The 4292-nt window shown below is 57.3% G+C and carries 4 protein-coding genes and 1 pseudogene; 4 read left to right on the top strand and 1 reads right to left on the bottom strand.

The genetic code is table 11. The features are described 5' to 3' along the window. Positions 1-84: 84 nt before the first annotated feature. The gene (locus tag ACX4ZE_RS22480) at positions 85-216 is read left to right on the top strand and encodes a transposase (RefSeq protein WP_480275454.1); all 132 of its coding nucleotides are present in this window, start codon (positions 85-87) and stop codon (positions 214-216) included. A 375-nt stretch (positions 217-591) separates the two neighbouring features. Here ACX4ZE_RS22480 and ACX4ZE_RS22475 read toward each other — a convergent pair. Next, a pseudogene (locus tag ACX4ZE_RS22475) lies at positions 592-1182 on the bottom strand (transposase family protein). Positions 1183-2292: 1110 nt separating this feature from the next. On the opposite strand from ACX4ZE_RS22475, the gene ACX4ZE_RS22470 reads away from it, so the two are divergent. The 3 genes from ACX4ZE_RS22470 to ACX4ZE_RS22460 all read left to right on the top strand — a co-directional run. Then, positions 2293-2721 carry a helix-turn-helix domain-containing protein gene (locus ACX4ZE_RS22470; RefSeq protein WP_480275453.1) on the top strand — a complete coding sequence of 143 codons (429 nt, stop codon included), beginning with the start codon at positions 2293-2295 and terminating at the stop codon, positions 2719-2721. 57 nt (positions 2722-2778) lie between these two features. Beyond that, on the top strand, positions 2779-3321 hold the full coding sequence (locus ACX4ZE_RS22465) for a hypothetical protein (RefSeq protein WP_480275452.1): 543 nt from the start codon (positions 2779-2781) through the stop codon (positions 3319-3321). After that, positions 3318-4292 (top strand): MAB_1171c family putative transporter (locus tag ACX4ZE_RS22460; RefSeq protein WP_480275451.1); only part of this gene is annotated, 975 nt, incomplete at its 3' end. The genes ACX4ZE_RS22465 and ACX4ZE_RS22460, both read left to right, overlap by 4 nt.

Genomic DNA, 4292 nt, shown 5'->3' with positions numbered 1-4292 from the left:
CCGTCATCGGAGTGTCAACCACAGGAGGCAGCGGCTGCGGTTCCCCTCAATATCGTGGAGACCAGACCATAGAGGAAAGGCCTGATGGCGGAGAGGGGACGTAAGTTCGGTGCGGAGTTCCATGAGGGAGCGGTCCGGATCGTGCGTGAGACCGGGCGACCGGACGCGCAGGTTGCCCGTGAGCTAGGAGTTAACGAGGGCACGCTGACGACATGAGTGGCGCTGGACCATCAGCAGCGTGAAAGCGCGGCCGGGATCGGCTCGGCGAGTCGGAGCGACAGGAGTTGCTGCGGTTGCGCCGCGAGAACGCCTAACTGGCGATAGAGCGCGATGCCCTCGAGCGATCGGTGGTCCTGTGGGTGAAGGAGGTGAACACGGCGTCGGGCACACTGCGACCTGCCGAGCTCCCGAGGTTAGCGAGTCCTGGTTCTACAAATGGAACCACCGCGGAACGAGCAGGAGGGTCCGGGTTGATCGTGTATGCGGATCATGGCAGCCAATTCACGTCGTGGTCGTTCGGGGAAAACCTTCGCAGACACAACATTTTGCCTTCGCTCGGGGCGATTGGAGATTTTTCGACAATGAGCCTTCTCATCCATGGCGCGAGGCTTGTTTTTCACGGTCTTGCAGAACATGGATGGCTTTCGTGAGCTGTCCGGCCTTGCAGGGGCGGCAGCGGAGTTTTCGCAGGACACGCCATATCCAAGCGGCCTTCGAGTTGTACACGCTGCCGGGCAATGCGCCCGATACCCACCCGATATCGCCGTCGGTTATGGCGATGACCTCTACGTTCATGCCGTGACGCTTGTGTCTGCCGGAGCAGAACGGTCGGTCGGCAGCCACTCGGTCGATCGGGATCAACGCGCCATCCCCGATCAGGTACGCGTGTCCGCTCGATTTCACCTGCCGCAGCGCCTCTTGCCAACTCGACGAGCGGTCGGCCAACAGGCCCACGGTCTGCTCGACGTAGCGCCACGCGGTGCTCGTGGACACCCCGGACCCGGCGGCAAGATCGCTGTAGGTTTCACCTCTGCACAGGTAAACCAGTACCAGCAACACCTACCGGCCGAGGTCGAGCCGCCTCCACAGCGAGCCGATCCGGCGGTGATGGCGCCGAACGATTCCAGCTATGCAGATGAGGGTCCGGCGCGTCAACGGCACAGCAGCACGGCAGCACGGCAGCACGGCATAGAAGCCTTTGGTAGTCGAGCGCTCTTGGTCGATCAGTTCATCTACCAGGGGCTTCGTCATTTTCCAGGCAGACACGCTGACCGATCTCACGCGGTCGCCATGGCATACCTCACCGAGGATGAAAAGGGCTCACTCTCAGGGCAGTTCCGAGGCTACCCTGCATTCCGCTTCGACAGTGGTTCGGCGGTAGTAGATGTGGAGTTCCATTGCGGTGAAGGGGATCTCGATCGGGCGTTCCAGTCTGCGGTTGTCACGCGAGCTGACGCGCAAATACCCTTGGTCGTCCTGGCTGATGCCTAGTGTCCAGTCCAGCCTGGACAGCCGATTCGATCAGTTCGGTGGTGGCTGGGTCAGGCACGGCAGCCTCCTCCGGGAAAGGTAGCGCGGCAAACTGTTTCGCTCCGACCGCTGTGGCAAGTACACCGTGATCGTGAAAAGCGAACCGATCGGCGCCTGGTATTCGGGCAAAACCAACGCGCACGGAGCCGACCTGCAAGCGCTCACCGCACCCGACTGGTTTCCGCCGTAGACTTCAGATACCGAACCGGCGCGACTCACGATAGCACCGCCGCCCGTACTACGTGCTCGGGGCATTATGCTGGGCCACAGTACATCTGGCCTGTCCACCCTTGCCGACGCTGGTTACGACGACGCCGAGATCGGGATACATACCCCGGTCAAGAACCCCGGCGATCGGCCGAAACCACGATCTCGACACCCGCAACGCCTTGACACGCGGGCTACGCGCCCTGTCCGAACGCGGCTTCGCTCTGCTCACCGGACACCGGCGCGCTGGGAACACCTCAATGGATAGGAAGATTCAGAACCGCAGGCGCGGTCGTAGAGGTTCCGGCAGCACTGAGGTGTTTGTGATACGGCATGGACAAGGCATATCGGATGAAGTACGTTCGCGATGACATCACTCGCTCACGCACGAGCCGATATGGAGACAGGACCAGACACCGGTGCCTCTCCTGGCTGGAGCATCTGCCGCAGCTCCCTTCTCACGAAACGTTACAACCGGCCACGGTATCATCGTAGCGAAATAACAAAGAGATAATATCCAGCACAAACTTCAGCATGGGAGGAGGTAGTGGCGGCTTGACCGATCAGGGGAATTCGGATGGTCCGACGCTTAGCGAGAAGATCAACTACCTGTTCGAGACAATACACCCCAAAGGCCGTGGACCTTGGTCGCATCCAGAGGTTCACCGCGCGACAGGAATATCGATCGGAACGCTGTCAGAATTACGTACCGGGAAGAAGGCGAATCCAACGCTGGATACGCTGCAGAAGCTGGCTGGATTCTTTGGAGTTGACCCCGCATATTTTTTCGACAGCCCGAAGAGTGCACGGATTCGGGAACAGTTGGAGCAGGTGAAGGGCTTACAAGCACTCACCATGTCCATGGAGAACAGTGAAGTCGAGCTCGTCATTGCCCGTATGTCTCAACTATCTTCGCACAACTTACGTAGATTAACTGAGATGATAGAAACTCTCCGTGGACTCGAGGAACAGTCCGATAAATAGTCAAGCTTTCCCGAAAGAGGTATAGTGCCCCGCCTACGAAGTTTTTACGAGAGATCCATGGCACGTAGACAATTCTACGAGATGGAGCGGCGATGTGATCGCATCATCGAAGAACTCGGGATCACTCCACCGTTCGCGATGGATCCCTTTCTGGATCGCGCCGGAAAGATGCTGGGGCGTGTCATTATACCGATACCGATGACCCTGCCATGCGATGGCCCGAGTGGTCTTCTCATCCAAACCACAGACAAGGACTACATCCTTTTCCAGAAGATAACCTCACGAATTCATCAAGAGAACATCATTCTTCACGAGTTGTCTCACCAATTCTGCGGCCATCGGGGAATTAATGATATCGATATGGGCAGGTCAAATGAGTTTTTTCCCGACCTGAACCCTCAAACAGTTGTCAGTATGCTAGGTCGAACATCGTATCTCGATACACAGGAGCAAGAGGCAGAATTATTGGCGTCGATCCTTCGAATAAAGATGGCTTCATGGTCCGGGGGCGCGACCTATTGCACTGTCGCACCTGATCTCGAATCGGCGGTCGAAAGAATAGAACGTGCATTGGGCTCGACTATTCATCGACCGAGATGAATACTGTTCTATACTCTACCTGTGCGCTAGCATCTTTCTTGGCGCTATCGTTCCGTCTGCCGACCCTGATTCATACCCGTGTCCCTGGTTTGTTGGCGCTGTGCTGCTACTTTGCAATTTCAGGACTGACGTTCACGCTTTCCGTCCCTATAGTGCACGAAGCCCTCAACCAGCTTACCTGCATTCCTGACTTGGCCGGCTTCCTGACTCAATGTTTCGGCGCCTCGGTCGCTATCGCTCAGCAAGCTGTAGTATTGACATGGGAATATCCATGGAAAAATGCCAAGCGACGGATCTTGCTACGTTTGTCGATGTTGCTACCAACACTGACAGCCATGATGGTACTTTTCTTTGTCTCAGTTCCATACATGGTTGGCAACCCACACGATTCCACGGCCGATTCGGTGAAAATTCCGACCTACACTGTGTATCTGATCGTTTTTCAGACCTGCTTTCTTATCGGTGCATTCGAAACGGTCCGGCCGAGCTGGCGTTATTCGTCGAAAATAGGCCCCGGATGGCTTCGCCGCGGGCTACGTACAGCCGCTATCGGTTCAGGGCTGGAAATCCCCTATTCTGCTGTGCGTATCTCGAGCATCCTGATCACCCATACAGGCGGTGATACATTGCAGTTCGAACCCGTCGCACGCCTGGGCGTTGGAGGCGGAACACTCGTGCTCCTTGCAGGCTGGACGATGCCCTCATGGGGACCACACCTGTCCACATTCGGCAGTCGGTTTCGCCGGTACCTCGCCTACCGTCGGATCGGACCACTCTGGCAAGCTGTCTCTGTCGCGGTCCCCGATATCGCATTGACATCGGCTCATACCGATCTGTCAGGTCGGTGGCCGTGGAGTCGGCTGGAATTCCTCCTCTACCGCCGAATCGTCGAGATTCGCGACGCTCGAATGGCGCTGTTGCCCTTCTTCAATACAGATGTCGCCGAGATGATCTCCCAGCAGGCTACATCA

The organism is Nocardia sp. TBRC8007, assembly GCF_056629435.1.
The sequence above is the reverse complement of the archived record's forward strand: the minus strand, read 5'-3'. Positions and strand labels throughout refer to the sequence as shown.

Bases quoted from the DNA above. Each gene is read 5' to 3' on its own strand.
- ACX4ZE_RS22480 (WP_480275454.1), top strand. From the start codon at position 85: ATGGCGGAGAGGGGACGTAAGTTCGGTGCGGAGTTCCATGAGGGAGCG.
- ACX4ZE_RS22465 (WP_480275452.1), top strand. From the start codon at position 2,779: ATGGCACGTAGACAATTCTACGAGATGGAGCGGCGATGTGATCGCATC.